Here is a 25,276-nt window from a genome sequence, read left to right as displayed (position 1 = left end):
ATATTATGAAACAGAATCGTGTTCAAAAAGTCGACTATTCAGCACCGAGAAGGTAGCTTCAGACCGCAGAAGGAGTAGCGGAGTGTAGGCAGAACCTACATGAGCAACGGACTTCAAGGGGTGAAGCTAGATTCGATGTCGAATTATCTTCTAGGATTACATCGTGATCAATAGATGACTTTTTGAGCTTCCTATACTAATGATACGATCTTTTGGGCGCCATCGGCCATAGAGTCTGCCGACACAATAGCTAGGCCCGAGCCTGCAAGGATACCTTTGCCAAGCTCGACGTTAGTTCCTTCCAATCGAACTACGAGTGGACGATCCAAACCAACTTGTTGTGCAGCTTCCACAATTCCTGAAGCTATGACATCACATTTCATGATGCCACCAAAGATATTTACAAATATCCCCTTCACTTTAGTATCCGATAAAATAATCTTGAAGGCTTCCGTTACTTTCTCAGCTGTTGCACCGCCCCCAACATCAAGGAAGTTAGCCGGGTCCCCTCCATAGTATTTGATAATATCCATCGTAGCCATGGCTAGACCGGCCCCATTCACCATGCAGCCAATATTGCCGTCCAGTGCTATGTAGCTCAAATCAAACTTGGAAGCTTCGATTTCTTTCTCGTCTTCTTCTTCCAAATCGCGAAGCTCCAATATATCCTTATGACGGAACAGTGCATTGGAATCAAAATTCAATTTCGCATCCAGCGCCATAATATCGCCGTCACCAGTTACTACTAGTGGATTGATCTCAGCAATTGAACAATCCTTGTCGACAAATGCTTCGTATAATGAGAGCATAAATTTTACCGCCTTGTTCACTAGCTCATTTGGAATATTAATGGCGTAAGCTAATCTACGAGCCTGATAAGCCTGAAGACCTAGAGCCGGATCAACAACTTCTTTAAAAATTTTCTCTGGTGTTGCCGCAGCAACCTCTTCAATCTCCGTTCCACCTTCCTCAGATGCCATTAGAACAACACAACCTGTTCCCCGGTCCACTACAATACCTACGTAATATTCCTTCTTGATGTCGCATCCCTGCTCAATGAGCAGACGTTTTACTTGTTTACCTTCTGGGCCCGTCTGATGTGTCACCAGCACTTTACCGAGAATTTCTTCAGCATAAAGTCGTACTTCATCCAAACTTTTAGCCACTTTGACGCCACCGGCTTTTCCCCGGCCTCCGGCGTGAATCTGTGCCTTAACTACCACTACCGGACTTCCCAACGCTACCGCTGCTTCCACAGCTTCATCCACCGTAAATGCTACTTGTCCTTTTGGTACGGCAACTCCATACTGCTTCAAGACTTCTTTTCCTTGATATTCGTGGATATTCATGATTATAATCCTCCTATCAACAGGCGGTTTTAGAGGTTGTTCAAAAGTCAATTTGACTTATTGAACACACAATTTTACGGATGAATAGTTGAAACCCAGATCATTGTATCACGTTTTTAAAACGCTTTCCTTAAAAAGTTCATGATTTATACACAACTTTTTTATATCATTCTCATCTAATTTTGAGATCAATTCATTCCATCGTATGGAATAGTTACTAGAGAGTAAAATTTTATCATCTACTCATATCCCCTTAAGTACCAAACGGTTGGATATAATCGCAAAATAATCCACCCCTATAATATTCCAAAAAAATATCTCTATTTGAGATCAATCCTGCATAATTTGTCTCATTATGACGAATTTCAATATTGTGAACTTTTCTCTTGCAAAATCTTTTCAGTTAATTTAAAGATACAGTTACTTGACTTTTCATAGACAAAATCCTAGAATACGGTCAAAGACAATACGAAAACGAGGAAGCACCTCTGTAACTCTCACTTAGTGAGCTCTATTTCACGATGAGAATAAACGGATAAGGGGTGTTTTTTGTTATGTATGGAAAATTATTCAGCGCATGTTTATATGGTATTGATGGTGTAATTATCGAGGTGGAAGTCGATTTATCGAACGGGATCCCCCAAACGAATATCGTGGGCTTACCCGATTCAGCGATAAGAGAAGCGGTAGATCGAGTCCGAGCAGCGATCAAAAATTGCGGTTACACTTTCCCGCTACAGCGTATAACCATCAATCTGGCACCTGCGGATCTTCGCAAAGAAGGCTCTGCCTTCGATTTGGCTATTGCACTTGGTATTCTTGCAGCCAGTGATCAAATCATACTACCACCTGGTGAGCGTCTCCTTATTATTGGTGAACTATCTCTAGATGGAGCCTTACGACCAGTTCGCGGAGTATTGTCCATGGTGGATCATGCTCTCCGCCAAGGGTTTAACGCCGTACTTCTTCCAGCAGACAATACTGAAGAAGCCTTACTTTTAGAGGGTATTAAAGTATATGGTCTGAAGCACTTGCATGATCTTTCCCCTTTTCAAACAAATAAAGCAACACAGGACAAAGAGACACCACTGGTGCTCACTTCTCTAGAACATTTGGAAAAAAAGCCAACAAAACAAACCCAAGCCTCTAATTATCCACATGAACCCATAGAGGACTACAGTGATGTTCTAGGACAACGTCATGTCAAACGGGCCTTAACCATCGCAGCAGCTGGAATGCATAACATCATGCTCATCGGTCCCCCTGGCACAGGAAAAACAATGTTAATCCGCAGGCTGCCATCTATCCTCCCTCCACTATCACAAGAGGAGTCTCTTGAGGTTACGAAGATTTATAGCTCTGCAGGTAAATTTAAAGGTTCAGAGACTGGCTTGATCAAGCGTCGCCCTTTTCGTTCTCCACATCATACAATCTCCGCAGGTGGGTTGATTGGCGGTGGTGGCATCCCTAAACCAGGTGAAGTCAGCCTCGCCCATTTAGGTGTGTTATTCCTCGATGAGTTGCCTGAGTTCTCTCGCAACGTACTCGAAGTTCTCAGACAACCACTAGAGGAGCATAAGGTGACGATCAGTCGTTCACGAGCGGCATTTACTTTTCCTGCTCATTTTCTGCTTGCCGGTTCGCTAAATCCTTGTCCGTGCGGATAACAACTCGGGCAACTATATAATAAGAAGGAAAAAATTTTCTAACATAAAACACCTAGTCGAACCACTCGTTTCTTCTGGTTCTCGTATCCGATATGTTCGACAACTTAAAGATCTTACTATTAAGGAATTAGCTTTGCTTATAGGTGTCAGTGTTAATACCATAGGCAATATTGAACGAGATGTTGTTCAACCTTCCCTTCCCAATTTAAGAAAGCTTGCTGAAATATTAGATAGACCCATTTATTATTTAGGAACTTTTGAGGAGATGCCTGCAGATACACTTGGGCAAAAAATAAGAAAGGCGCGTTTTTACCATGGCTTATTAGTAACTGAAGCTGCAGAGAAATTTGAAGTTGATATAAAATCAATAAATAATTGGGAAACAGATAGACAAGTGCCATCAAGCAAATCAATTAATGAAGTAAATAATTTTATAAGCATTACCTACAAGGACAAAGCCCCAAAATAAACCGGGGCTCTTGTTAATATCTCGTAATGTAATCTAAATAAGATGACCCATTTGATTTCGAGGTTTCTAATGGCGCATCCCGATCCCAAGCTTCCAGGATTACTATGGTTGATAAGTCTGGATTGTCAGGCCAAAAGATATAACTCTGCTCTACTAGTCCTCTGAGTCCCTTCATAATTTCCGCCTGGCTTCGGCCGGTTAATCGGACTAATTCAGTATTGTTTGGCATCCTTCGTTGTTTCAAAGAAAAATTATACAAGATACGCAGTAGTTTTCTTTCTAGATCAGATAACATACTTTCATCACCTCTAAATAACACGAACGTTTGTTTGTATTATATGATGTTTTATATCCTTTATGCAATGGAAAAAAAAGATCACTCTGACGTAATGTCTCATTGGTCTTTTTGTGGCGATTTATGAAAGTAAAACACTAATTTGCAGATATAGACAAATATGTTTAGACATGGATCACGAAAGTAAGTAACGTAAGTTGTGCAAATAACTATTAAAGGAGAGAATACATATGAAGAAAAAAATTAGTTTATTTTTGTGTTTAGCTTTACTTATGGCCTTAATAATTCCATTGATGTCTGCTAATGCGTATACTGGGGGCTACGCTAATGGAAAAATAGCGACAATATCATCTACTTTTGGAGGCCCAACAATTGAAGAGACATCACTTGCAACTGACAACGACGAAACAACATTTTACACTCTCCATAAAGGGAACGTTTTAGTAATTGATCTTGGTCAAGGATATTCAGTCAATACATTACGTATCAAAGCTTCCTCAAATAAACTCAGAGTAAATTTATATAAATCTGACAAATCTTATATTGGTGGGACTGACGTAAGTTATCATTACACAATACCCGATGGGACAGCTACAACAATTACTGCAGGTGTGTGGCAATACTTAACACTTTCACCTACAGGGAATCAGGATGTTGATATTTATGAAATTGATATGTTATCAATTGATCCTAATAATCCTGAACCAACGCCAACGCCAACGCCGACTCCAACACCGACTCCAACACCTGAACCCACTCCTACTCCAGAACCTTCAGGAGATCGTGCAATTCTAACGGTTACAATGACTACTGGTTTGGAGAAAGAATTCGATCTTTCAATAAGTGAAGTTAATTCATTCTTGAACTGGTATGATTCAAAGGAAAACGGTTCAGGACCAGCTAAATATGGTATAGATAAGCAGACTAACAACAAAGGGCCATTCACAAAGAGAGTTGACTACGTAATATTTAAAAACATCCTGAGTTTTGAAGTAGATGAATATACTCTAAGTAAATAACAATAATCATGGGGCCGTGTATACGGCTCCTTTTTTTGTTCACAAATCACAGCATAATTTTACATAATTTATCTATTTAGGAGGTATTAAGTAGTTTTTTATCGAATTATATATTATCACTTTAGTCCTGGTGCGGACAGTACTATGGTGAGATCCGCGCACACGGACGCAAGTGCACAGCGAACGTCTAATATAGATATTTTAATATTAGGAGATGTTCGATTTGTGTGATCTTTACAACATAATTGAAGAACTCCGCTTGGAGTTGAACCAATTATACACGTACAAAAAACTAGTTGATAAAGAAATCATAAAGTTAAGTGAGAAGTTAGATAAAGCAATAAACGAATATTATCAACTACAGAAAACTGGCAGATAATCAAGAGGGAGTCGCGAAAGCGGCTCCTTCAGAAATAATTGAAGGTGATTCCAGTGGATATGCTACGCGAACTAAAACTAGCTGAAAAATTAGGTCATGATGTTGTCTTAACCATTATGGATGGAGAAATTATTTTAGGCCGACCAAATTGGGGAACCGATCCGAAGAGAGTACAGATAAAGACAAATGAAGGTATTATATGGATACCAGTTTCTGAGATTGAGCATGTAACAAGGATAATTCCTTTTAAAAATTAATAAGAAAAAATATGAAACCTATGAAAATATGAAACCTATGGAAACAAATTCCTGCCTTTGATAGACTTAAATCAAAAGTAATGGAGGTTTGATATGAAAAATAAACTTATTTCTTTATTTGCAGTCTTTATTCTGCTCTGTTCACTCATCCCCTTGGAATTAGCCAATGCTCACCCTGGAAGAACAGATGCAAATGGAGGACATACATGCCGAACAAATTGTGCAAAATGGGGACTTAAAACCGGAGAATACCACTACCATAACTCAGATGGAAGCATTAAGAAGGAAACAATAAAAACTACTGTTAAAGAAAAAACTAAAAAAGATACCAAAACAGAGAAGTCCATCACATCTCCAACAGGGTTAGTTCTTCCTAAATTGCAACCAGCTGGCACTCTACAAGTTTATTATTTAGATGTAGCTCAAGGGGATTCAACTCTAATCCGCACCCCAAAAGGACAATACATACTTATCGATGGTGGTAACAATAATCAAGGGAAAAATGTTGTTAAGTACTTAAAGGGTCTTGGTGTAAAAAAACTTGATGTTATGATCGCTACACATCCTGATGCTGACCACATCGGCGGATTGGACGATGCACTCAAAGCCTTTGATGTTCAAGTAATTTATGCCCCTAAGGTTTCACATACAACAGACACCTTTAAGGATTTTCTGACCGCAGTAAAAACCGAAGGACGTACTATCAAAACGGCAAAGGCCGGAGTCTCATTAACTATAGATGGGGTCGATGCCAGTTTTTTGGCACCCGTAAATGATTATGCAGATGATCTAAACGCTTGGAGTGCAGTTTTAAAAATTACTTATAAAGATACTTCTTTCCTCTTCACTGGTGATGCTGAGTCAAAATCTGAGAATGACATGCTCGCAGATGGAGTTGATCTGAAGGCTGATGTGTTAAAAGTTGGTCATCATGGTTCAAAAACTTCTACAAGTAAAGCATTTATAGATGCCGTAAAACCAAATTATGCAATTATTAGCGTGGGTAAAAACAGTTACGGTCATCCAGACTCTGGCATACTTGGACGATTAAATAATGTAAATGCAGTGACTTATCGAACTGATAAACAAGGAACTATAACAGCTATCAGTGATGGCAGTAAAATCACTTTTGTTACAACTAAGAAATGATAAAATATTAATTTTAAGGAGACATACTAATGAAGGACAAACTGAAGGGGTTAATGCTCGGAATCATAATCGGTTCATTGTTAACTGGTACATCTGTCATGGCAGCAAATGGAACAAATATAACTGTCATATTCAAAAAAATGGTAGTCTATTTTGATGGAATAAAAAAATCATCAATTGAAACAATCGTTTATAAAAACACAACCTATATCCCTATTAATAGTGTTGGAAAATTAATAGGAAAAGAAACCAGTATCGTCAAGGAAAATATATACATAGGAAAAAAACCTAAAATTGAATTAACAGAAGAACAGGCAATGAATATTCTTTATAGCAAAATTAAAAAGGATGCTGATAAGTATAAATTACACTTTATGTTCGATGGTAGTGATGAAAAGAAATATGTCATTCGGGTATACGAAGATTTTGAAGATCATATTGCAACCTATGGCTGGTTTTACGTTAATAAATCAAGTGGGAAAATAACTAAGATGGATATCTCGACTGGAGAAGAAGTAGATCTTTAAATAAAAAGGAGCAGGTTAGAAGGTTCCTTTTTATTTGCAACTGGAGTTTTCTGATAATGAAGTAAATGAGATCTTTAGGAACTGTTTACAATCGACAACATGTTAATAACTCTGAAGAAACAGCCAAGGATTCATTGTGGATACCTCACGAGGAGATTAAGCCTGTAACGAGGATAATTTCTATAAAGAATCAAAAAAATATACTTTTTGGGTAATAGTCCTTAGTATAGATTCAAAAAAAGAGGATATATTGAAACTAACTATTGATGATCGTCAACTCTTAGGTTAAGATAGAGAAAAACCTTGTTCAATGTGAGGTGTCCACAGTGAAACTTGAAGGAATGGAAGAAGTAAAAAAATTCATTTCTGAAGAAATTTTTTTTACTAGTGAAGCTGCTAAATTCCTGAATATTTCAAATCAAAGATTAAATCAGCTTGTTCAAACTGGAAAACTTTCACCTATCAAAAGTGCAAAGGCGGGTTCACTCTTTTTAAAAAGTGATTTAGAAGAAAGAGTAAAAGAACTTTCAATGTTTGAGGAAAAGTCTACTAGTAAACCTCAACTAAAAACTAATATAGTTAACAACATCGACAATCAAATACTCTTTGGAAATGATCGTAATATCATTACTGAAGCAATCAATTATTTTGCTATTCAATCATTAATGAAGAACTCAATGAAGAAAGCAAAACCTTTTTTCGAACACCTTGCTACATTGTTAAACGTACAAGAACCATTACCCAATAATATAAGATTAATCTCAGAACAAATGAGTCTCCCGTCTGAAACTTTATTGCAAGCATATAAAACAACATACAAAGGATTCGAACAACTTTCCCCTACTGATTTTGTTGTTAAGTTAGGGCAAGATTTATATCCAAAAATATTAGAAAAAACTGAACAAGCTCCTCCATTTTTATTCATGAGAGGAAATCCAAATTTACTCATGTATGATACCGTTGCTGTTGTCGGATCAAGACATCCCTCAGAAGAAGGAGAAAAAAGAGCTAGAAAACTGTCTGCAACTCTTGGAAAATATAGAATTGTCGTTGCTTCAGGTCTTGCTAAAGGTATTGATCGTTGTGCGCATGAAGCAGCTCTCGAAAATAATAATCCTACAATTGCTGTTATTGGTACTCCACTAACAAAAAAATATCCAAGTGAAAATTCAAAACTGCAAGATTCGATTGCAGAAAAAGGACTAGTTATATCACAATTTGCTCCATCCACTCCTGTTCAACGTTGGAACTTCCCACTCAGAAATAGCATTATGAGTGGAATCAGCCTTGCAACAGTAATAATTGAAGCTGGTGAAACTAGTGGGGCATTAATACAAGCTGACTATGCTTTAAAACAAAATCGACTAGTCTTTATCCCTCAAAGCGCCTTCGAAAATAACAAGTTAAAGTGGCCACATAAGTATATCGTCAAGGAAGGTGCAGAAAAATTTTCAAAAATAGATGAGTTAATTTCAAAGCTTGAGACTTCCAACATCATTCAGAAAAACTCGACGGATTCACCTAAGCAGTTAACACTATTTAATGAAGAAGTAGGGATGAAAAATGTTGGTGGAAGTGAATGATTTAAAGGGTTTAATTATTGATATTAAGCCTGACATTTTATTAAGTGAATGGATAGAACTCGATGAGAAATACCAATGCGTTTTTCTAATAAGTTCAGATGAAGAGGCCTCATTATTAGAGGGTGTCATTTCCTCTCGTTCAAAAATACTCATTAAAAATAACAGTTATTTTATTAAAAGCTTACTAAAACAAGCAGTAAATTGTCTTAATCTAAGACTCAATCAAATTGCCTTTGTAACTTCAAATCCCCTGACAATTCAAAGTATTATTAATGAGCCTATTGGAACAATTATGATAACTCAATCTATATTGTATGAACACATTGGTCATATGCCCGACTTGATTGCTCCCAGCATTACAGAATTAAAGACCACCCTTGAAAACTATCCTGGATACTTTTCTGAGGTTAAAACAACGATCATCGGAGATAATTCCTTTTCTGACTCTGGAAGGATATTCAATTTCAATTTATCTTATGATCAATTCAATATAAATGTCATTTCTCTTGGTCGTTATTTCGGCACTAAGCATCATAAACACAGAATCCATCAATTTTCTCACCGTTTGAGGAAAAGCAAAACTGATTCTTCTCAAAATGAATTGTTTTGGAAGTTGATTGTTCCAATAATTAAGAGAACTAAATATGATGGAATTACACGCGTTCCTCCAAGACCAAGTGACGAACGCGACAGACTTGGAATGTTACTTTCTCAACTTTCAATGTATGAACAAATAAATAACTTTAGCGATTATTTATTATGCTTGGAAGATTTCCCAAAACAAAAACAACAGGCAAATAGTGAAGAAAGACGGATTAATGTAAGAGGTAAATTCCGTGCTACTGAAGATGTAGTAGGAAAAGAAATACTATTAATTGACGATATATTCACAACCGGTGCTACTGTAGGAGAGTGCGCCAAAACATTAATGAACAAAGGTGCAAAAAGTGTAACTATACTAGTCCTTGCCGTTAATCAATTTGATAGTCTGTTTCCTGTTCAGCGCCAACCGTTAATGTGCCCTGATAAATGTGGTGGTATACTTCAATTAAGAATAAACAAGAATGGAAAAGGTGCATTCTTTGGATGTAGCAATTTTTTCAATAGGACCTGTAATAAAATTCTCGCATTCAATCTTGGTTGGAGAAGAATAAATTCTAGCAATTCTTTTAATGAAACAGAAGAATTAGAGGAGATAGATTTTTAATTCAGTATCTTTTATACAAACAATAATTTCATAAACTGAATTTGTGCAAAAAGCCCACGATTTTATTTGTGGGCTTCCTTGGGCTTCACTATTTATGAACTTATATCATAAGGATTCAATTATGAAAAACAAAAGTAAATCTTATTATACCAAAAGATTTATAAGTTATACCCGCTACTATTCGGCTTCGTTGGGTTAGACACGATTCCCAATGAAGCCAATAGCCCTAGCGCTACATCCACGATAGTTAGTATGTCTTGTTTCATCACTTCTGTTAGATCAAAGCCTCTTGTCAAGTGTCCGACAAGCTGAATTAATAGCAACGCCTGAGATACAACACTAATCCATAGTGCATAGTTACGCCATCTTTTCTTATTCATTTAATAATTCCCCTCTCTTATTCTATTGGAATACCTGCAGCTCGCCGCAATGAATTAGCAACTGTATTGAAATGCTTTGCTAGATCGTCGTTTCCCTCCGCTTTAGACTTAAACCATCCCGGAGATAACCAACGAAAAATAATCTCCTGGGTATTGCTCTTAGGTAGCTTAGCGATTGGTAGTGGCGGTGATCCTGCTTTAAGTGGGATACCTGATGCCATCCGAAGGTTACTCGCAAGGTTGTGAAAATGAGTCTTGCCGACCTCGTCCCCTGCCCGCTGAGATTCGAACCATGCAGGAGAAATGTACTCGTCGATTAACCATTGTGCTTCCTGTGCCGGCAGTTGTACAAAATCAGGTACATTGATAGATGTGGTCAGCTCTGAAGCTACATCTGTAATCAGGTTCTTGAGGGTTTTCCCGCCATACTTTAGCGCCTGATCACAGTCACTCTTCCGGGACGGATCCAGTTGTTTGTGAGTTGGAATATGAGTTGAAGGATTCTTATTCCACTTATCACAGCAGTAAGCCAGGTACCAAACAAACCGCTTATAGGCTTCCGCGAAGTTGATTTTGCCACCATAACAAAGTTCAATGCCTAAAGCGGCATCGTTGCTGTCGTATCCAAACCGATCGTTATCTGTGGTTACGTTGTAGAGGACATGCCAGGCTTTCTCACCCGGATCCGAACCGGTACCCGTAGGGATGATCTCCAGTATCTTCGAATCATCAATAAATACCTGGGCAGAAGCGCTACGGTCTTTGAGATTGTTAAAGTAAGTGAAATGATTATCTGCAGATGCTCCAGGATTACCTGTATCATGAGCAACAAAAAAGGCCGGCGTCCCGGTTGTGAGCCGAGTACCTGGCCTAACATTTTGACGCTTATTGATGTAACGTCTCTCGATATTATATTTTGTTGTATCCAATCTTAACCTCTCCCTTCGGTGACGAGTTTTATAATCGCAAGTATTACGGCACCAACTACAGTCGTAACGAGCCAGAAAATGATCTTGTCGATTTGATCCAGTCTTTTATGTGCTGACTTTGCCTGATCTAATGCTGTGTTAGCTGTTGCTTTTGCATCAATCATGGTGTCTAGCTTTTCCTCGATATTGTCTATCTTTGTCTCGACTCGCGTTACCCGTTGTAAAGTTTCCAGTTGCGGATCTGGCATCCCCATTCCCCCCCGTTCTAATTTCATTAGACATTCCTCATGTAACAGTGATGACAAAGAAAAATAATGTTAATCGTTCAAAAATAATAACTACATACAAGAACTGAAAGGTAAATCGTTCCAATTTGGCGAATTACAATATTGATCGTTATTCCTATAAGTTCTATGAAAGGAGATAACAACGTTGAAATATCAAGGCGCTGTAGTTAGAGAACAAGGTGTAACCTTTGCTATTGTTATAGTAAAGTCTCATATTCTTAATTCAGCAGAACGCGAGGAAGTGAGAAGTAAGTTTAGGCCATACTTTCCTCTCGGTATTCCAATTGTTTTGATGGCACAGAATTCCAATGGTATACCTACGTATCATGGAAAACAAGATATTGTTAATTTTTTAGCTAGCATTGATTTTCAGGGTATTCCTTGGAAGGAATACTCCATCGGATAGCCCCTGCCTCCATAGATTGAATTTTAAAATCAACATTCTCAGCATTGGAATTTACTCACTCATAAAGATCTAAATTCCATCACTTCCTTCCTTCAAATTACCTCAAGATAAACTCTGTGGGCAAAATAAAAACGCCCTATTCGGCGCTGTCCGTTTCCGTATTTTCTTCCACCGGCTGTTGAGCTTTTTCTAGCGCTGCCATTGCATCGCCGATGTGCTGATCTACGGCCTGTAGTATTTCCAATTGTCGTCCTGGATGAGCGTTGATAATCAAAGATGTAATATCTGTAATCTCCTGAACAGGTTGTCCGAGATCGATCGATACGTCAATTTTCGTGAGTTTTGCCAGAGTATTCACCTCCTTGTAGTTAAAATCAAAGTAATTCCGAAAAAGGGAACCCACCTTATATTGTCGAAACAAAACTACAGGGGGGTGAAATTTTGAAATTAAACCATGATTGTTTTCGTGAAATGCTCTTAACAATTGAATCGGAACTGAAAGTAGATGCCTGTGTTCTTCTAACGGAACTGCATAAGCATGATGATTTAGAAAAATATGAATATGATGAAGTTCTTTATTGTTCAATTAAATTACGAGAAGCTGGATTTATCGAAACAGTTGGTACTGATTTAGTTGGAGTTGTCGGCAGAATCCCGAAAATACGCGGCTTAACCTATGCTGGGCATTTGTTTTTAGATAATATTCGGGATAATTCTCGTTGGAATAAAGTTAAGCAAAAGGCTATATCCTCTGGAATGGTCGCTTTAAATATACTCGCGAGTTTAGCCGAATCTTATGCAAAAAAAGCAATAGGATTAGAGTAAACCTATATCTTCGCATGCAAATTGATCAGCTAACTGAACTGCTTCATCTAAGGAGTCCGCTGTTATTTTAACTTTCTTCCATCGCTCATCGTTATGCGTGTTATCAATAAAGGTATGTGCTTTACTTGTCGGCATTTGCGTCTCAGCATCCAAAAGCCCTGCTTCTACGAGTTCGCTATGGTCCACAAAGTACAAGGAATATAACTCAAGTGCTCGCAAATATTGGCGAGCACTTTCAATTCGATCCGTAGACATTTAACTTTCCTCCTTGAGGGCATAATAAAAGGCCTCGCATAAGCGAGACCTAGTGTAGTGGTATGTTATTGTTCAAGGAGCTTCAGAGCCTCTTCAACTTGTTCAAGCTCCTTGGTGTATTTGGCTATATCGTCATCATATTGTTTAAGTTGTTTTTCTTTAGCTGATAGATCAGGATTGTCCCACAATTTTTTAAGCGTTTCGATTTCAGTTTGGACCTCATCCCGTTCCTTTTTTAGAATCTTTAACGTATCATTTTCCAAGTTACTCTTTAATTTTAATAGAGATTCCTTTGAGTCACCAATGTACTTGTTATCACTATTTACAGGTCCCGTGCTTTGTGTGTCGGTTGCTCCTGATGTATTGCTTGTTGCGATACGAATCACCTTACCTTCCACTTTCAAATCTACCCCTAAAGCTTCCGATAGAGCACGGACAGGAGCATTAGTTTTGCCGTTAATAACCGCACCCTTATCTGATAGCTCTTTACCATCCACAAACACTGTGTATTCACCAGTGACTTTTTGACCGATCAAAGACTTGACCTGCGCCGAAACAGTTCCGGCAGATGAAGCGGCCACGATTCCGAGAATAAATGCTCCTGCCATGTAAGCAAACTTTTTCATGGACTACTACCTCCGTTGGTATATTTACCCTTTATGATACCTTACAGAGTAGTAGTGGTAAAGGTTCCACCACCTGTATTCGGTTGGTTTTGAGAATTGCCGTGGTTATGGTGAGCTGTTGTAACATTATGCCTGTGACTGTTTAACAGATTCTTAATGGACTCTAGCTCAGTTCTTAGCCCAGCAATATCTGAAATAGATAAATTTAACCCAGTAACAGAAGCGCCTGGGGAAAATGCGACATTACCCTGCAAGTAGATTGCACCGCCATTTGCACCCAATCGTAGACTCCTATTACCAATCACATGCAGTTCATCGGTTACCGCATATATAAGTCCCTGTGACTGCCCGGATGAATTGTAATAGGTATGTCCAGATATACCGGCTACTTGGTTGGTTCCAAGTGAAACTCTTCGGGCATTGCCACTATCGTAAAATACAAACCCATTCAAATCTAGCTCTATCCTATCTCCTGATCTTGCAGTCCTAATTAAAGCTCCCGTAATGGTTCCGCCAATAATTTCTCCACTGGCATAAATATTTCCCTCAAACGTTCCACCCTTCGCATTGATCGTCCCTTGAAAGGTTCCGTCTGCAGCATAAACACTACCCATCGTATTAACAACAAACTTACCATTACCCACATTGATAGATGAACCTACTATAGCACCCTCTGAAAAACTGGAGCTCTTGATCTGAGCATAGTTAGCAGTTAATTTATTGGCTATTACATTTCCTTTCATGTCTACCTGGTATGGCGCACTATTAAAATCAGCATGACCTGCAGCTATGCCTTTGGTATTAATTTGGGTTATATCATTTCCGTTGCCGATTAACATCGATACGAATGAACCGAGTTGGCCAACAATAGCCGGGGCCGCAATGCCTTTATGATTAATGGCGGTATTGGCTGTTACCCCTCCATCTTGGCTGAATATGATACCATCTGCAGTCATAATGACCTGGCCTAGTGGATTTACTCGGCTTTGAAGGATAATTCCTCGGGAATCATAAATTATTTCAGTTTTGGAGTTATGAACATCAATGACAGCTTGCCTAGCGAACGTTTCAAATACTTCTGTCCGTATCCGGCCACCAGATAATAGGTTCTCCATTACCCTCTTAGATCGCTCTAGGTCGGCTATAGTGTCAATGTCATCCTTAAGGGCGAAGTTGGCCAATGTTACCTTGGTATGCTGATCTATCGAGTAAGGATACTCTATAAGCTCCATGATTCGGACAGCTATACGGTGCATATCCATTTTAGGATCATATGCAGCGGCTGCGTCACCTAAATCAGGTGGATGCTCGTCACGATCTATTTTATGAAGATCAGCCGAATCAATGGTAATCTCCAACTCAGGCGTTTCTTTTTTCCGAAGCTTGTCCCGTGTGGATTTAAGGAGCTCAACCGGGTCCTCAATATCCTGCTGGACGTTTTCCCCGTCAAAATACGGAACCGAATCACTACCCCAATAATTTACGTATGGGGAAATGAGATAGTTGACCATGATCTTGCCATTCTGGATTGCACCGGGAACAGATTGCAGCAGACTTAATTCTTCAGCTGTCAGATGATCGATAGAGAGACCTCGGAATGTAAGTCCGTCTTTCATTTGAGCGTACATACGAGTTATAAGATTAGTTCCATCATCTTTAAATGAATCTTTGATGATGTTCTTTTTCGTCCGGAATTCAAACCGGTTATCGGAACCTATCTTTTTATGAACATGAATCACAAAGTTATCCGGACGGATCTCAGCGCCAAAAAGATTAATCACCTGATTAAGAGCAGCAAGTGCGTTTGTCCGCCCAAAGTCTTTGATGTCCCAGAGATCAAATGTGTCATGTACCTGGAACGTAAAGCGCCCACCAGTCCAGGCGCTGATCTTGTCCAACAGCGTGGAAATATGAACACCGTAAGCTTCAGAAACATAGTCATCATAAGGAACTTTGTAATCGTTCATTTTGAACATGATATGTGTACAAGTGATTAGAGCTGTTAGCTTCTTCTTATCCCGCTGCCGCTGCCTAGTATTAATTACATAATACTGACCACGTTCATCCATGACATGACCTTTAAGCTGAATCTTTTCGAGATAATCATCACTGGACATGGGAACTAAAAAAGACAACTCATAATCGCTATTGAGTCGTCTTCTTCGTTCGATTTGATAGGCATCAATTAGGGTACCGACACGCTTAAAGTTTTTATCAAAGACTTTCATAGTAGGGTTCGGCATGTTTCACCTCCTTAGTACAACATTCTATCCCGGTACGTAATCCTAAAGAGAACCGTTCTCCCAGTGACCGGGTCAGTCCAGGTAAGGTTGTTGATCCCTAAATTTAAGTCGAAGAAATCACCATTGTATAAATGTGAGACATTTTCACCGTTACGTGTGATTTTATACTTTTCACTATCGATCACGATTTTATCACCTGGTTTAAATTCTCCAACAAACTCTATTTCTTCAATATGAAATATTTTTTGATTAGAAATGAATTCAGTAGACGGTTCGAATTTAGCACTGAATATTCTCTCACGAATCATCCCTGTTAAAAGTTCTGTGCTGGTTTCAAACAAGGCTTTGAATGGAGTCTCTCTGGTCATGTATGCTAAAATCTCTGTTTTTATTTCAAATGTAGCATCCATTGCCATGTCTAAGTTGATCCCTAATACAAGTTCAGAGTCTGCCTCAAATATTGCAGTAAAGAAGGTTTCTATACTTAATGGTCTATTAAACGGTGTTCGGTTAAATGCTGCTAGGTTGAACATACCTCCCCTCCTCTCGGGTAAGGAAAATTTACCTTTGCGATAAATAGCCCCCGTATCGGCTACGAGGGCAAAATAAAAACGCCCTATTCGGCGCTTTTGATAAGTTTGTTTAATTTCTCCTTTAATTCATTTAGTTCAGTCTGTACCGTATCAAGATTTAACTTTACATCTTGAAAGTACAAGGTTCGTTCACTAGGCAAATAATTCCTCATATACGCAATTGGCATATCCAAACCGGTTATTTTGATTTCTACCATGTTTGTATCAATAAAAATTGACCCTTTTCCTTTTGTTGCCGACATAAAGAATTCTTCAATTCGTTCGTCAAAATGCTCAAATGAGTTTCTTAATAATCTACTTTTGAATACATTTTCAACGGGCAAAGATAATTCTTTTCTAAGCGCATCTCCTCGACGGTAATATTTCTTAGAAGGATATAATACTTTTGAGATATTCGCTAATGAGATCAGTAGATTTTGTGCGGCATACCAAAATAAGGTTTGCATCTTTTCAGGGTCGGTAACACTGTTACTAATTACTGATTCCGTAATACTCATCATTTCTTCGGTAGCTATCTCTGCGAACGAAATCTGTCTTTGGACTTCTCTCAGAAAAATTGGTTTTGTTCTGTCATCCAATGTGATCACCTCTTGACATATTAATTCAAGAAATGGGATTAAAAATCCTTTGGATTATAATTTAAACCTGATATTTCATGAACATAGTTTAAATCGCGCTGACTGATTGGAAGCTTTTTGATTATGGATTCCAGAACGCTGTCTTTATCAATGGAAGAGATATATCCCTCTGATAATGCCCAAAGTACAATATGACTAAGCTCATTTAATTCCTCAGTCTCGAACATGCTCTTACCCCCTATTGGTTACGCTGCATATTCTACATCAGTGATCTGCTTATACTGCTCCACTGTGATCATCTTAGCGACAACGAATGTTTTCAAACTCTCCACCGTGTATGCGGGATGTCCATTATCATAATATCGTTTTATTGTCGTATACCACATTATGCCGCGCCTCCCTTCATTAGAGCAACTTCAAGCAAGAGATTTCCTACTGTGTCCTCCAATGTTGCTATGGTTGTTTTGTCGAGAGCACTTTCAAACAAAAGATTACCGAGTGTGTCTTCTATGCTAAGTTCTGGATCATCCCATTCTCCATCAATTTCAAATCCACTAAAATCCGAAATACCACGAAAGGCGAATATAACGTCATTGCCATTGTACCCGGTTATAGAGTTAGCCGTTTTGACTATGCGTTCAGCTTCATACGTTTCGCCGATAAATATTAGTGTTTTCATTATCGTATAATACCTCCAGAAGTTTGAATTTCGGCGGTAGTTCCTGTAGGCTGTGTGCCATTTTTGGATATTGTGGAACCAGTAGCCGACTGTAAACCAATAGCATTACCAGTACCCGTATTACCGTTAGAAAAAATTTGTGAAAGTTGTTGCGCAGAAAGAGCCTGTTGTTTGTTTGAAATGGTACAGCCTGTCATAGTTACATGTGCACCATAAAACGCAAGCAATCCATAAGAAGATGATGCAGTTGTACAAACAACACCGTTTAAGTCTGTAGTGAACCCACCGTATATCTGTATGGCTGTGGAAGCCGTTGTAAGATCTAAGTTACTGAAAGCAATACGACAGGTAGAGTAACTTTGTATGATGTTGATTATCTTTGGATTGGCTATATCGCTTGAAAAACGACCCGTAATAGTGATACTTGACGAACCACTAATATTACGCAACAAAACACCTTCATTATAAGTTCCAGCTTTTATCGCAAGAGAAGTGGGATGATTAATTATCAAGGACTCAAAGAATTCAGTAGCACGTGCTATAGTCTTCCAAGGTGTGGCTTCCGAAAGCCCATCATTTGCATCATTACCAGTTGGACTTACATAATACATACGACTAGCAGTTGTTGGCACTTTCCCACCGCCGCCACCACCGCCGACATCAACCCAAGTATTGTCCGATTTTTGAAACTGTAACTTATCTGTAAGGACCCTCAGACCATATACCTCTGCACTAGATACTTTTAATTGGGCGTGTCTAAATGAGCTAATATCATTCCAAGCAGACTCAACAGCCCCAACGTTACACATGATGCGGCTTACTAATCTACCACTACCAGTACCAACCCCAGAAGTCAGTCGAATAGTGATAGTATCTACACCAGCAGGAATTGTATATGTTTTAGACTTTCTATGCCAATCACTATTCACATCTGCAATAAAAGAACCAAGCAAATTTGACGTATCAGTACCGGCGTAAACAAGCAATCCCAAGGTTCCTGTTTGGCCTAGTGTGTAAAAGTCTGCTGAAACGGTATATTGACCACCGGGGGCAACAGAAACAAAATTAGCCATACCAGCCGCAACCGTTGTATTGGTAAACTTAAATATCGCAGGACGTTCATCTTTATAAATTTCAGCAGCAACAACACCAGAAGTAACACCTGTCCAATACTCAAGCCCAAGTAACCCTGTAGAGTTTGGCAAAAGGTTTGAAGCACCAGTAGACTTAACGCCTACCTTCTCATCAGTGTATTCCATTGCCGCTGTCTTTGCATTATTAGCTTTGTCCTGTGCCCCCTCTGGGGTTTCAGCCCCTATACTAGTTGGAGAAATATCGGATAATTGGTCATTAAGGTCATTAATATTATGCTGTAAAGCTGATATATCTTGTGCATTCAAATACCGTGCTATTTTAGTGCCGACACTCCATCCCTTGGCTACTGTGGAATCAAATCCCCGAACAATGTCAGACAATGTATTGCCATCTTTGGAACCATAAACAATTGTCTCTGCTGTATCATCAGTACCCAAAGTCACTGTGTTGGGAGCTGCCGGAAGCGCGGTACCATCTATTACTGTAATAGTAGTAGATGTACTTGTAATTTCTAATGCCAACTCAGTTCCAGGACTATTTGATTGTGGTGGATACATAACCGATTGTGCCAATTAAAACACCTCCTTACTGATTGAACCTAACTAATGTGCCATCCTTTAAAAACTTCGGTTTATCCCCACTCTGTATAGTACGCTGATTCGGTATAGGGACACTCCATAATAAATTGCCCCCAGTTGCTGCTGTGCGTAACGCAGTATGAGTAATTAAGCCCCAATCGGCTGATGCACTCGAAAACTCTATATTTTCATTATTTTTCACAGTTTGTTTCCCTGATTCCAGAACAGGGGCTGAGAAAGTGATCAGTTGGCGTGAGTATCCTCCTCCGACTACTTCTTGCCCTGTATCTGCTGCCGTTGGGTCAGAAGTATATAATGCTAAATAGACCTTTTCAGGCGGTGTGAAAGTCGTATTTCTAAGTACAGCGTTAAGTAACTGAGCCGATAACCAATTCGATATTTGCATTGCCAAGAAGATCAACTCCTATTTTTCATATTCATTTGAAATCTTGAAGCTGCTGAGTGTAGTTGTTCCAGTATTCGTAAGTACGATCAGATAACTGGCCCGCTCATCTCCATTTGATTCAATACTAATAACCTGAGGTGATTGGATAATTGTCAACTCTATGATCCTCTCATCACTCTCCGGAAACGGGTCATACATTTTCAAAGGGATTTCTATCACTCGATTTCCGGTGGAACTGTCCCAACTCATAGACCCACGGTACTCCGCGAAGTAATGTTTACCTGGACGATCAGAAAAGACGAGATCAAGTAGACCTCGCCGCGTATTAAACATCCGCATCAACAATGAAACTGTCGTATCATAATCACCGGTAATAAAAAAGCCCAAGCCAATTGGCCGGGGCGCGTATGTGCTGCCGAAATCAAGAGCTCCGTCCCGATCTGCAACCTCTACTATATTTTCTTGTGCTTCGGGAAGACCTGGGATGTTTCGTTCGACAAGTGTGGCTCCAATTGTAGAAGTCCATTCTCCATTCACAGATACATCCATCTATTTCCCACCTCCCACAGTAGCTAATCGACGAGCGGTTCGTTCTCGAGGTGTGTAAAGTATTTCGGCATCTGCTGAATCTGCTACCTCCACCGTGCCAACGGACATATCAAAATTATTATTGATAACAGTTTGTCCCTTGGAATCAGAACGGTCGAATACCGGCAATGCCCGTGGTACTTCCAACATCCTAAATAGATTGTCTAACTGCTGCGGATTAAAGATTGCCTCCCCGCCGTGAATAATTGCTGCCATCGGTGATCCATCAGGACCTGGAACACGTCCTCCCACATCATAGCTGGGTAGTTGATCCAGCTTACCTGTGTCCTTTTCGATACCATATTGCTTACGTATAGCATCGTTTCGTTTTGAAAGGCGTTCCATTTCTGCCTTGTCTCCTCGAAGCTTTGCAGCATCATAGGCATCTTTGTTGGCATTGTATTCTTGTAAGTCGGAGCTCTGTTGGGATGGACCGGAAACAGTTGTTAGAGATGCTAACTTGCTGTTATATGCAGATACGAAACTATCAAGGTCAGATAAGATTTGGGCATTGGCCGTTTGACTAGCATCCACTCTAAAATCTTGTAGCCCCGTCTCCATTAATTTCACATCATCTTGATAGTTCTCCAGTGCATCTGTAAGAGCATCATAATGAGCTTCTGCATCAGATTTTTCTTTATCAAAAGCCCGTTCACGCTCTGACTTTTCATCTTGGAGCGCTTCCTTCTGATCCTCTAAATTCTGTTTCCGAATGTCCCGGCTATGCTCCAGCTCCATACGTTCAATCTCTTTTGTGATATCCGCATACTCCTGGCGACCTTCTGGGCTTACAGCGTCCTCCAACTTGGCTTGTCTGGCCTTCTTTTCAGCAAGCAGCGATTCATAATCCTGTTCTGAATTGAGACGATCCTCAGCCTTAATGAGTCTATCAATAGCAGCGATTCGCTCATCGATATCGTCTGTGTACGCCTTTCTCCGTTCAGTAATAGCATCAAGTTCGAGCTTCTTGGCATCCGTAATGGACTGCTTCTCAACTTTACGAGCAGCCTCATTATCTTTTTGAATTTGAGAGATTAGATTCTTCTTAGCCTGATAAACCTGTTCATCAGCTTGCTTATAATAATCACTGGCTTTGGCATAAGAGTCTCTGATACGAGTCCATAGTTCCAACTTCATCTGGGCAATTTCGGTTTCAGATGCTCCGGACTCTTCCAACTTACGTTCCTCTTGTTTCAAAAAATCAGAAGTAGAAGAGTACAGATCCTTCATTGCCTTTTCTAAAGCTGAGATTAGAGCTTTTCGAGATTCAAAAAGTTTATCATCCGCCTCTTTATAATATTCAGAATCCTTATCGTAGCGATCACGAACTCGGGTCCAGGCATCTACTTTCATTTGAGCAATTTCTATTTCCGTCTTGCTCGATTTCTCCATTCGTCCCTCTTCTCTGTTAATCCACTCAGCCGAAAAGTCATAACGAGACTGTATGCTATCTTCTTGCAGCCGTTTTAGTTGAAGATTCATTTGCCGTTCGTCATCAATTGACTCTTTCAAATGCTGTTGATGCTGCTTACGAATTTTCTCGTATGCTTTAATTTGCTGATCTGCTGTCCAGTCATACATTTCAGCTTGATATTGCGCAGTAGCAAGAGCGGTATCATATGCTTGTTTCCGGAGATCACGGGCGATTTCAGCAGCGGACTTTCCAGTCTTATCTTTAGTTTTTTTATTATCTTTAGCAGCCGAATCGCCCGCTCCAGTTACAAACTTATCAAAAGCCCCCTCTGTAATTGCCTGAATGTCCTTATCAATCTCGTTAATTTCAAGTTGATACCCGTTGATTGACTTTTGCACATTCGCTGCCGTACCTTTTTGTATTCGTTCTAAAACGTCACCTACTGCCGCTGGTATCTTACTATTCATCACTTTACTTGGGTTATCAAGACCTTCTAAAGCATTTAGTTGCATCCGGGCTAGTTTCAATTTCGCTTCTGTTTCCGTCTTCCAGTTAGCAAGCCGCTTTTTAGAAGCATCCGCAGAAGCTGCGATAGAGTCCTTTTCGGCTTGAATCAGGTCACCTAACGAATCGTAATTTTTAATGTGCCAACGGTTTTCCTTATCCAAGTTACTTAACAAACCCGGATACTCTTTGGTTAACGCTTGGACAACGTCGTTAAGCCGTTGCTTCTCTTCAGTTGATAATTTTACCTTTGCATTAAGCGATTCATATTCCTTTTTGAGTGCATTAACCTTATCTACATGTTTCACTTTAGCTGCAACGGTGGCCAATTCCTCCCGTTCCATTTCTCTAAGAGCTGGAATCGAATCCTCTATTTCTTCTCTTAGCTCCTTCTGTCTCTTTGTTGCGTCCTCAATATTTTTAAATCCCAATCCTTTTATCCGTTTATCTAGTTGATTGATTGCTTCGTTAGTTTCTCTAGCTTCATTCAATAATTCACGATCCCTGGACAATTCAATTCCTAAACCATCAAGTTCATCAAGCCGTTTACGTAATTTGATACGCTCCTCAAGTATCACATTCAGTTCACTTTCTGTATCCTGCAGTCCTTTTAAGTCCTCAACTGAACGACTAAAAGGTGATTCGTTTAATTTTCTGTTCAATTCTTCTTGGCTAGATGCGAGTTGCTGGACTTCCTTTGATGCTTCTGAAGCTGCGGAGGTATACGCAGTCACTCCTAATGTCACTGCACTAAAGGCGGCTATAGCCCAACCAATTGGCCCCATTGTTATATTTAAGGCTACAAATGCCATTCTTAAAGCAGAGACCACAGTGATCGCAGTCGTTAAAACCGTTATTAATCCGCCTACTGCTATCGTTGCTGCCGCAATACCTGCGACTACTTCTTTATTTTCACTGGCCCATAACGAGAAGTCTTTAATAATTGGGGTAACCATTTCCATCAGGTCTTGTATCACTGGTAGAAATGCCTCTCCGAGTTCAACACGAGCTGTCTCAATGGTTTGATTAAAAGTTGCCTGTGTACCTGTATAACCGGTCATAGCTGAATCGGCGTTTCCCGCGAATAACGAAGCTTCTTGCATCATTCCGTTGTATGCAGCCTGTACTTTCTGTGATTCAGTTAGTTTTGCTGCGGTAGTGCCAATAGATTTGGCGTAACGATCCTGCATGACTGATAAATTGGTCGTAATACCTGCAGCATCAGTTAGATTAGAATTGCCGGACTTAATACCTTGTGAAACCTGCTTGATCGCATCTCCCCAAGATAAATGAGCTTCACGGTTATATACAGCAGCATCAGCAGTGGCAGTAATAATCTTCTCTGTTTCATCGAGAGACATATTAAGTGATAGGTAAGTTTTTACCGTATCGGACAATACACCTTTATCAAGTCCCCATCGATCGGCAAGTTTTTCAGCAAGGTTAATGGATTCTTCTGTATCAACGTGGAATGATTTAGCTACTTCTCCTAGACCCATATAAGAAATAGCCAATTGATGTGCTTCACTTGCGAGAGTTTTAACCGTATTGGCTGCTCTCGCTGTAGCAGCACCGGCACCGAGAGCAGCCAATCCAGATGCTAATCCGTTAATTCCTTGCTTGGTCTTAGTAGCCTCCAATTCTGTTCCGCGTAATTCATTGGTGATCTTCTCTATCTGTTGACTGTCTATGCCCAACTTTTTAAGAGCAACGCTTAACTCGTCAAGTTGGTGATCTAACTTGGTCGGATCCACACCATCCAGATTTTTTTTTACGATCTTAATCTGCTCGGCACTTAATCCAATATCTCTTAGAACGTTGTCCAAGGTGTCCATACCTGTTGCTGCCTGTTGTCCTCCATCAGCAACCTGGTTCAGGCTATCCTCAAGCGTCCATATCTTTTTTGCGGTATTATCTGACGTTTGTGTCAATTGGAGCAAAGTACCTTCAGTTTTCAATATTTGCTCTTGCAACTTAGATTTAGCAGCTGCGTTAAAAGTGTTGTTGTATGACTCTTTTAACATAGCAAGCTTCTGTCGTTGTAGCTCGATTCTTGCATTTACATTGTCCAGAACAGCAGTAAGACGAGTAATCTGTTCTTTGGATGAACCTAATTTTCCCAATGCTGAGTCAACACTTTTTATATCACCGGCTGTTTTCTTACCTTGCTCACCAAGATCAGCAATATCTTTCTTCACGTTCTTGATTTCTGCCTTTATTTCTTGAGCATCAGCGGTCATTCTAGCCCTTAACTCTCCAATTTCAATGCTCATTTATCATCCCCCGCCTTTCATGCGTGCAAGATGCGCTTGATACTGTTCTTCAGCAGATTGCGGAGGAGTTTCCGCAGGCTTAGGAAGCGAATTAGTAATTCGTTTGATAATACCTTCACGGGCTTTATCATCGATGATGTGAGGATAAGACACCACATCAAGATTCTCCAGCAACTCTCTTGCTCGAGACTGATTCTTTAGCATGAGCAACTCCGGGAGATCCACGAAGTAGTAATCCTCCTCTATTTCACGCTGTGTTTTCCCTAAATGAGTACAGCAATGTAAAACAAAATCATCATGCGTCATTACTTTGCGGCCTGATCCATCCGTTTCATTATGCTCTGTACGAATTGTTGAGCCATCGGAGGAATCAGGCCGCTCAAGTTTTTTAATGCTTCATTCATGTCGTTCCTTTCCCATGTCAGCCTGAGAAATTCTGTACATTCGCCTAGGGCTGCGTGTTCATCGAGATACTCAATAGGTAAATCACTCAGAAGAGAGGTAAGCTCGTATATTTCATCAATGGCAATGTCGGCACCGGCTACGATAAAGACTGCTCGATCCCGGTCCGTTGTCATAAATAATCTGACTAAATAATCACCAATCGTTCCGATGTGATCCGTTAGCTTCTTAAGTCGCTTACGGGTCAACTTTGGTATTTCAACTTGCTTGTTACCGAGCTGCACTCCATCTTTTTTAGATAATCCGAACATATT

The 25,276-nt window shown here is 39.7% G+C and carries 30 protein-coding genes and 1 pseudogene; 11 read left to right on the top strand and 20 right to left on the bottom strand.

Going from position 1 to position 25,276, the window contains the following annotated elements; genetic code table 11:
* Window positions 1-191 precede the first annotated feature (191 nt).
* A complete protein-coding gene (sucC, locus tag IEW05_RS06450; RefSeq protein ID WP_188536924.1) occupies window positions 192-1,349 on the bottom strand; it encodes an ADP-forming succinate--CoA ligase subunit beta in 1,158 nt (385 codons plus the stop codon).
* 554 nt (window positions 1,350-1,903) lie between these two features.
* Here sucC and IEW05_RS06445 point away from each other — a divergent pair.
* Window positions 1,904-3,013, top strand: a pseudogene (locus IEW05_RS06445) (YifB family Mg chelatase-like AAA ATPase); the annotation flags it as partial.
* Window positions 2,997-3,485 carry a helix-turn-helix domain-containing protein gene (locus tag IEW05_RS06440; protein WP_188540751.1) on the top strand — a complete coding sequence of 163 codons (489 nt, stop codon included), beginning with the start codon at window positions 2,997-2,999 and terminating at the stop codon, window positions 3,483-3,485. The pseudogene IEW05_RS06445 and the gene IEW05_RS06440, both read left to right, overlap by 17 nt.
* A 13-nt stretch (window positions 3,486-3,498) precedes the next feature.
* Here the strand turns inward: IEW05_RS06440 and IEW05_RS06435 are convergent, their stop codons facing one another.
* Window positions 3,499-3,780, bottom strand: coding sequence for a hypothetical protein (locus IEW05_RS06435; protein ID WP_188536920.1), 282 nt, complete (start codon window positions 3,778-3,780; stop codon window positions 3,499-3,501).
* A gap of 230 nt (window positions 3,781-4,010) precedes the next feature.
* Between IEW05_RS06435 and IEW05_RS06430 the strand changes: the two genes are divergently transcribed.
* The 7 genes from IEW05_RS06430 to IEW05_RS06400 all read left to right on the top strand — a co-directional run bounded on the left by IEW05_RS06430 (window position 4,011) and on the right by IEW05_RS06400 (window position 9,901).
* Window positions 4,011-4,799, top strand: coding sequence for a hypothetical protein (locus IEW05_RS06430; RefSeq protein WP_188536918.1), 789 nt, complete (start codon window positions 4,011-4,013; stop codon window positions 4,797-4,799).
* A 214-nt stretch (window positions 4,800-5,013) separates the two neighbouring features.
* The gene (locus tag IEW05_RS25915) at window positions 5,014-5,178 is read left to right on the top strand and encodes an aspartyl-phosphate phosphatase Spo0E family protein (protein ID WP_188536916.1); all 165 of its coding nucleotides are present in this window, start codon (window positions 5,014-5,016) and stop codon (window positions 5,176-5,178) included.
* 44 nt (window positions 5,179-5,222) lie between these two features.
* A complete protein-coding gene (locus tag IEW05_RS06420; protein ID WP_194434096.1) occupies window positions 5,223-5,435 on the top strand; it encodes a hypothetical protein in 213 nt (70 codons plus the stop codon).
* Window positions 5,436-5,528: 93 nt separating this feature from the next.
* Window positions 5,529-6,584 (top strand): MBL fold metallo-hydrolase, encoded by a 1,056-nt coding sequence (locus IEW05_RS06415; protein WP_188536912.1) that lies wholly within the window; start codon window positions 5,529-5,531, stop codon window positions 6,582-6,584.
* Window positions 6,585-6,613: 29 nt separating this feature from the next.
* The gene (locus IEW05_RS06410) at window positions 6,614-7,111 is read left to right on the top strand and encodes a hypothetical protein (protein WP_188536910.1); all 498 of its coding nucleotides are present in this window, start codon (window positions 6,614-6,616) and stop codon (window positions 7,109-7,111) included.
* Window positions 7,112-7,437: 326 nt separating this feature from the next.
* A complete protein-coding gene (locus tag IEW05_RS06405) occupies window positions 7,438-8,694 on the top strand; it encodes a DNA-protecting protein DprA (RefSeq protein WP_229753280.1) in 1,257 nt (418 codons plus the stop codon).
* On the top strand, window positions 8,675-9,901 hold the full coding sequence (locus IEW05_RS06400) for a phosphoribosyltransferase family protein (protein ID WP_188536908.1): 1,227 nt from the start codon (window positions 8,675-8,677) through the stop codon (window positions 9,899-9,901). The genes IEW05_RS06405 and IEW05_RS06400 overlap by 20 nt, the downstream gene beginning before the upstream one ends.
* Before the next feature lie 158 nt (window positions 9,902-10,059).
* Here the strand turns inward: IEW05_RS06400 and IEW05_RS06395 are convergent, their stop codons facing one another.
* The 3 genes from IEW05_RS06395 to IEW05_RS06385 are packed head-to-tail and all read right to left on the bottom strand — an operon-like array spanning window position 10,060 to window position 11,485.
* A complete protein-coding gene (locus IEW05_RS06395; RefSeq protein ID WP_188536906.1) occupies window positions 10,060-10,281 on the bottom strand; it encodes a phage holin in 222 nt (73 codons plus the stop codon).
* A gap of 17 nt (window positions 10,282-10,298) precedes the next feature.
* Window positions 10,299-11,210, bottom strand: a complete 912-nt coding sequence (locus IEW05_RS06390) for a peptidoglycan recognition protein family protein (RefSeq protein ID WP_188536904.1) — start codon at window positions 11,208-11,210, stop codon at window positions 10,299-10,301.
* A gap of 2 nt (window positions 11,211-11,212) precedes the next feature.
* Window positions 11,213-11,485, bottom strand: a complete 273-nt coding sequence (locus tag IEW05_RS06385; RefSeq protein WP_229753279.1) for a hemolysin XhlA family protein — start codon at window positions 11,483-11,485, stop codon at window positions 11,213-11,215.
* A gap of 157 nt (window positions 11,486-11,642) precedes the next feature.
* Between IEW05_RS06385 and IEW05_RS06380 the strand changes: the two genes are divergently transcribed.
* Entirely contained in the window at window positions 11,643-11,903 is a 261-nt protein-coding gene (locus IEW05_RS06380; protein WP_188536902.1) for a hypothetical protein, read from the top strand.
* Window positions 11,904-12,039: 136 nt separating this feature from the next.
* Here the strand turns inward: IEW05_RS06380 and IEW05_RS06375 are convergent, their stop codons facing one another.
* The gene (locus tag IEW05_RS06375; RefSeq protein WP_188536901.1) at window positions 12,040-12,261 is read right to left on the bottom strand and encodes a hypothetical protein; all 222 of its coding nucleotides are present in this window, start codon (window positions 12,259-12,261) and stop codon (window positions 12,040-12,042) included.
* Window positions 12,262-12,344: 83 nt separating this feature from the next.
* Between IEW05_RS06375 and IEW05_RS06370 the strand changes: the two genes are divergently transcribed.
* Complete coding sequence (locus tag IEW05_RS06370) at window positions 12,345-12,728, top strand: DUF2513 domain-containing protein (RefSeq protein ID WP_188536899.1); 384 nt, start codon at window positions 12,345-12,347, stop codon at window positions 12,726-12,728.
* Here IEW05_RS06370 and IEW05_RS06365 read toward each other — a convergent pair.
* From IEW05_RS06365 to IEW05_RS06300, 14 genes are all read right to left on the bottom strand, one after another.
* Window positions 12,720-12,983, bottom strand: a complete 264-nt coding sequence (locus IEW05_RS06365; protein WP_188536897.1) for a hypothetical protein — start codon at window positions 12,981-12,983, stop codon at window positions 12,720-12,722. The two genes, IEW05_RS06370 and IEW05_RS06365, sit on opposite strands and share 9 nt — an antisense overlap.
* Window positions 12,984-13,048: 65 nt before the next feature.
* Entirely contained in the window at window positions 13,049-13,609 is a 561-nt protein-coding gene (locus IEW05_RS06360) for a stalk domain-containing protein (protein WP_188536895.1), read from the bottom strand.
* Between the two features lie 41 nt (window positions 13,610-13,650).
* Window positions 13,651-15,852, bottom strand: a complete 2,202-nt coding sequence (locus tag IEW05_RS06355; RefSeq protein ID WP_188536893.1) for a phage tail spike protein — start codon at window positions 15,850-15,852, stop codon at window positions 13,651-13,653.
* An 11-nt stretch (window positions 15,853-15,863) separates the two neighbouring features.
* On the bottom strand, window positions 15,864-16,385 hold the full coding sequence (locus tag IEW05_RS06350) for a phage distal tail protein (protein ID WP_188536891.1): 522 nt from the start codon (window positions 16,383-16,385) through the stop codon (window positions 15,864-15,866).
* Window positions 16,386-16,468: 83 nt separating this feature from the next.
* On the bottom strand, window positions 16,469-17,023 hold the full coding sequence (locus IEW05_RS06345; protein ID WP_188536889.1) for a hypothetical protein: 555 nt from the start codon (window positions 17,021-17,023) through the stop codon (window positions 16,469-16,471).
* A gap of 38 nt (window positions 17,024-17,061) precedes the next feature.
* Entirely contained in the window at window positions 17,062-17,250 is a 189-nt protein-coding gene (locus IEW05_RS06340) for a hypothetical protein (protein WP_188536887.1), read from the bottom strand.
* 18 nt (window positions 17,251-17,268) lie between these two features.
* The gene (locus IEW05_RS06335) at window positions 17,269-17,409 is read right to left on the bottom strand and encodes an XkdX family protein (RefSeq protein ID WP_188536885.1); all 141 of its coding nucleotides are present in this window, start codon (window positions 17,407-17,409) and stop codon (window positions 17,269-17,271) included.
* Window positions 17,409-17,702 (bottom strand): hypothetical protein, encoded by a 294-nt coding sequence (locus IEW05_RS06330; RefSeq protein WP_188536884.1) that lies wholly within the window; start codon window positions 17,700-17,702, stop codon window positions 17,409-17,411. Before IEW05_RS06330 ends, IEW05_RS06335 begins: the two co-directional genes overlap by 1 nt.
* Window positions 17,702-19,369, bottom strand: coding sequence for a hypothetical protein (locus tag IEW05_RS06325; protein WP_188536882.1), 1,668 nt, complete (start codon window positions 19,367-19,369; stop codon window positions 17,702-17,704). Before IEW05_RS06325 ends, IEW05_RS06330 begins: the two co-directional genes overlap by 1 nt.
* 13 nt (window positions 19,370-19,382) lie before the next feature.
* Window positions 19,383-19,781: a phage tail fiber protein gene (locus IEW05_RS06320; protein ID WP_188540748.1), complete on the bottom strand. Its 399-nt coding sequence runs from the start codon at window positions 19,779-19,781 to the stop codon at window positions 19,383-19,385.
* Window positions 19,782-19,799: 18 nt separating this feature from the next.
* Window positions 19,800-20,330, bottom strand: coding sequence for a phage tail domain-containing protein (locus IEW05_RS06315; protein ID WP_188536879.1), 531 nt, complete (start codon window positions 20,328-20,330; stop codon window positions 19,800-19,802).
* Window positions 20,331-24,560 (bottom strand): hypothetical protein, encoded by a 4,230-nt coding sequence (locus tag IEW05_RS06310; protein WP_188536877.1) that lies wholly within the window; start codon window positions 24,558-24,560, stop codon window positions 20,331-20,333.
* Window positions 24,561-24,563: 3 nt separating this feature from the next.
* Window positions 24,564-24,866: a hypothetical protein gene (locus IEW05_RS06305; RefSeq protein ID WP_188536876.1), complete on the bottom strand. Its 303-nt coding sequence runs from the start codon at window positions 24,864-24,866 to the stop codon at window positions 24,564-24,566.
* Entirely contained in the window at window positions 24,866-25,273 is a 408-nt protein-coding gene (locus IEW05_RS06300; RefSeq protein WP_188536874.1) for a hypothetical protein, read from the bottom strand. Before IEW05_RS06300 ends, IEW05_RS06305 begins: the two co-directional genes overlap by 1 nt.
* Window positions 25,274-25,276: the final 3 nt, after the last annotated feature.

It is taken from the genome of Paenibacillus segetis (assembly GCF_014639155.1).
In the GTDB taxonomy this organism is placed as follows: domain Bacteria; phylum Bacillota; class Bacilli; order Paenibacillales; family Paenibacillaceae; genus Fontibacillus; species Fontibacillus segetis.
The sequence above is the reverse complement of the archived record's forward strand: the minus strand, read 5'-3'. Positions and strand labels throughout refer to the sequence as shown.